The organism is Bacillus sp. AFS023182, assembly GCF_002560575.1.
GTDB lineage: Bacteria > Bacillota > Bacilli > Bacillales > Bacillaceae_G > Bacillus_A > Bacillus_A arachidis.
The window spans coordinates 1-3,384 of the sequence record NZ_NTRO01000031.1; the positions used below are offsets into that span (position 1 = coordinate 1).

At 32.6% G+C, this 3,384-nt stretch carries 5 protein-coding genes and 1 pseudogene; 5 read left to right on the plus strand and 1 reads right to left on the minus strand.

Annotated features, from left to right (window positions below; translation table 11 throughout):
- The 4 genes and pseudogenes from CN288_RS28835 to CN288_RS29650 all read left to right on the plus strand — a co-directional run.
- A pseudogene (locus tag CN288_RS28835) lies at window positions 1–400 on the plus strand (hypothetical protein); the annotation flags it as partial.
- Window positions 401–743: 343 nt separating this feature from the next.
- Window positions 744–881, plus strand: a complete 138-nt coding sequence (gene fbpA, locus CN288_RS16385; RefSeq protein ID WP_098302637.1) for a Fur-regulated basic protein FbpA — start codon at window positions 744–746, stop codon at window positions 879–881.
- Window positions 882–909: 28 nt separating this feature from the next.
- Window positions 910–1,173, plus strand: coding sequence for a hypothetical protein (locus CN288_RS16390; RefSeq protein WP_176527684.1), 264 nt, complete (start codon window positions 910–912; stop codon window positions 1,171–1,173).
- Window positions 1,174–1,234: 61 nt separating this feature from the next.
- Window positions 1,235–1,366 (plus strand): hypothetical protein, encoded by a 132-nt coding sequence (locus tag CN288_RS29650; RefSeq protein WP_255259988.1) that lies wholly within the window; start codon window positions 1,235–1,237, stop codon window positions 1,364–1,366.
- Between the two features lie 111 nt (window positions 1,367–1,477).
- On the opposite strand, the gene CN288_RS16395 is transcribed toward CN288_RS29650, so the two are convergent.
- Window positions 1,478–2,077 (minus strand): undecaprenyl-diphosphatase, encoded by a 600-nt coding sequence (locus tag CN288_RS16395; protein ID WP_098302635.1) that lies wholly within the window; start codon window positions 2,075–2,077, stop codon window positions 1,478–1,480.
- A gap of 381 nt (window positions 2,078–2,458) precedes the next feature.
- Between CN288_RS16395 and CN288_RS28840 the strand changes: the two genes are divergently transcribed.
- Window positions 2,459–2,623 (plus strand): hypothetical protein, encoded by a 165-nt coding sequence (locus CN288_RS28840; protein ID WP_098302636.1) that lies wholly within the window; start codon window positions 2,459–2,461, stop codon window positions 2,621–2,623.
- Window positions 2,624–3,384 lie beyond the last annotated feature (761 nt).

Sequence of the window (3,384 nt, forward strand, 5' to 3'; positions counted from 1 at the left end):
AAAAATGATTGGTACAATCACGGTAACGGTACCTGGTGCTCCTGTATTAACTAAACCAGATGTTAATTCAGCGTGGGTTGGTAGAGTGCCTAAAAATTCAGGTCATGCTCTTTTAGGTTGGTATCATGACGGTGCTCATTTTTGGTATGAAATTGCTGTGAACAACTGGATTCGTGAAGATGTTTGCGTGATCAATGATGATGGTAAGAGAAGTAAGGGTGGTATTTACGTCAATGCAGCGAATGTAAAAATTTATGAAGGTGCCAATACAAACGATAAAGTAGTTGGAACTGTGAGTTGGGCGCTATTGGATGTAGACAATCGTTACAATAATTGGTTACATGTAACTAAACCGTGGGGTTGGATTAATAAAGCAGACTATGTTAAATGGGTGAGATAACTATTTTAAGTGCAGCTTGGTATGAATACCTATGTTATGTCTTGGAAACAGTACATGGTTAAAAGAAGAGCATTTTGATAGTAGATAAGAATAAAGGATTAGAGTCGCTCGTTTGAGTGGCTCTTTGTTTTGGAATCGGGGCATGACCGGAAATGAAAAATAGCAGTGTTGTCCTATACACTAAGTTGTGTTCGTGTCTCGATTCGAGAATGAAAGGAGTGGTTCAGTGATTAGTTTGTTTAAAGGCTTCATAAACGCTGAGGCTATTCTTTATAAAGATATTAGAAAATACGTATTCAAGTTATCAAAGAAAAAGAGCAAAACAAACAAGCTAGGAGAAAATATGGACAGGAAGCAAATTTTCATCGATGTGTTATTACATAAAGGGATTTATAAGGAAGAAGATACAGGTCGGCAGCTTTGGGAAATGTCGGAGCAGGAGCTGTTCGAATTGATAAAAGGAAATAGGGAGAATAATTAGAAACGAAGTTAAATGGTTTGCGGGGTATATGGAAAGTAAATTGCAAGAGAACGAATATAAAACAGGTTGGACAGATTGTACAGTAGATTTTCTTTCTTCGCAAATTCAAAAGAACCTAAACGAATTAAATAGCATGTTTCAAGAGTTACCTTCGAATTACTCAGTGTTTTCGGCAAATGTTATCAGACAATGTAGTGATATTGCAAACTACGCAATGATGATTGCTGATATCTCAAATAAGTATATTTGCAAGTACGATCCACCGAACAAGGGAGTGAACGATATGGAGTAAGTAGAGCATGGAACTTACGAAATAACTCAACTATTAGAAGAAGCAAAGGAGACTGAAGAGAATGGCAACTAAGATTATTATGTACACAGGCGAAAATTGCGGTAAATGTGGTTCTGAAATTGAGTATTCAAGGGAAGTTGAGGTTACACATTCAACTAGACCAGTTAAAAGAAACAATCCTATAAAACTTTAATAAAAGCGTTATTTTAAAATTAAAGAGCGCCCAAGGGAGCGCTCGTCGATCGAGACAATATTGAAAAAATACTCGGTAATATATGTAATCTCTTTAACTTTGTGAGATTAATCAAAAGTTTTTCGACTTGTTTTTGGATGGTATTACATTTTGCTCTACTTTTTCATAAAGATTAAGTAATTGTTTGATGAATGTAATTTTCGGTGTTAACCAATACGAAAATAGTGCTGAAATAATTCCTATTAAAGCTCCTGTTATGACATCGAAAGGATAATGAACTCCTACCCAGATACGAGAGATAGCTACACAGAATGCAAGCGTAAGTAATAACGATCCAGTCTTTTTACGAACAAGCCAAAATGAAAAACATATTGAAAAAAATAGAATCGTATGGTCACTAGGAAATGAGTTATCTACTGCATGATCGACAAGTTTATTAACATCAGGTAATACTGCAAATGGTTGATAGTTCAAATGAAATTTCCCTGCTAACTTTCCAATTATTTCAGCAGTTACGAAAGCAACCATCGCTTGGATAATCATCATTTTGTTTTTTCTAGATTGAGTAAACCAATAAATTATAATAATTAAACCTAAAAAATACACCATATATTCCGCTAAAAATACCATAGTTGAGTTTAGGGATGAATATTGCTTCCCTAAATCATTGATAGCCCGAAAAGTATCAATATTTAATTGAGAAAAAGACATTTTTAAACCGCTCCTTATTGTGTGTCTATAACTTTATTATGTGAAAAATTTTTAAGCTGAGGCTTAACGGTTTCTTAATTAATTCTTAACAATTCTTGTTTGTGTATAAGGAAAATTATAGTAAAGAGTTTATAGTGAAAAAATTGATTTTAGTGACATTAGTATTACAAAACTGTAAGGATTAGCCCATTAAAGATTTTTAATAAAATAGTTATTTGAAAGAAAAGAGGGATGGAAAAGTGTGACTTGGAGAAGCGGTTCTAGAAGCGTTGTTTTGGTTAGCATTCTAAACACTAGGTGTTTTCTTAGTTGGAGTATTTGTAGGTTGGGTTATATGGGGATGAAACTAAAAATTTATTTGAGAGAAAGCGAGGAAAAGAAATGAATACAGTAACAGTTAATATTCAAGCAACGATTATTAAAGGAGTATTAAAAGGAGTTTCTGGAAGAGTCGTAGGTTTTGATAGTGAGATGGATATGGTGAGTATTGAGGTTGATGAAGATACATTTATTGAAACCAAATTAGGCAATGTTAAGCAAAATTAGTACAAAATCCTTATTTTATAGCAATGTGAAAAGAGCACACAGCAAATGTGTACTCATAAAAATCTAAATTATTTTATAGACCAGGATATATCATCAATGGCTTTATAAACATAACTATACATGCGGTAAAAGAGGTATTTTGGATTGTATTTTTGTTTCCATCTCATAAAAATCATCTCCCATATAAATAGTTTAATTACATTATACAGTTATTAATTTGAATGTTAAGAAAATTAGATGTGGATTAAGGTGAATTTAAACAAAATAGTTATTTAAGTAGAGAATGACAGCTGAAACGTTCTTAGCGCTTCAGCTGTCATTAAGTGAGTGTGTTTATTATTTGGAGTTTCTAATTGGTACTTTTACTTTTATTTTTAAAGGAAATTGCACCGAATATTGCTCCAGATATTGCTCCAACTACAGTCATAAAAATTGCACTTCCTACTGCAAATGACATAATTAAGCCTCCTAGTAATAAATAGTTATAATTATATATTTTAATATATTTTGGTTTATTAATATAAAGAACGAAACGTCGGAGAAACAAGTTAGAGAATTAAACAAAATCCTTATTTGAATAGAGAAAAAAGACAACAACCGGAGGGCTTGTTGTCTCAAAAAAAGTGGAATGTTACTAAAATATTAGTTGAAGACATAACAGGTGATTTAAAGTATATGAATTGCGTATAAAAATATACAGTAGAAATTAAAGAGTGCTTTCCAAGGCGCTCTTCTACCCAAACTTACATTGAAAATCTATG

Excerpts from the sequence above, each read along its gene's own strand:
- fbpA (WP_098302637.1), top strand. The coding sequence starts at position 744 with ATGGACAGGAAGCAAATTTTCATCGATGTGTTATTACATAAAGGGATT.
- CN288_RS16390 (WP_176527684.1), top strand. The coding sequence starts at position 910 with ATGGAAAGTAAATTGCAAGAGAACGAATATAAAACAGGTTGGACAGAT.
- CN288_RS29650 (WP_255259988.1), top strand. The coding sequence starts at position 1,235 with ATGGCAACTAAGATTATTATGTACACAGGCGAAAATTGCGGTAAATGT.
- CN288_RS16395 (WP_098302635.1), bottom strand. The coding sequence starts at position 2,077 with ATGTCTTTTTCTCAATTAAATATTGATACTTTTCGGGCTATCAATGAT.
- CN288_RS28840 (WP_098302636.1), top strand. The coding sequence starts at position 2,459 with ATGAATACAGTAACAGTTAATATTCAAGCAACGATTATTAAAGGAGTA.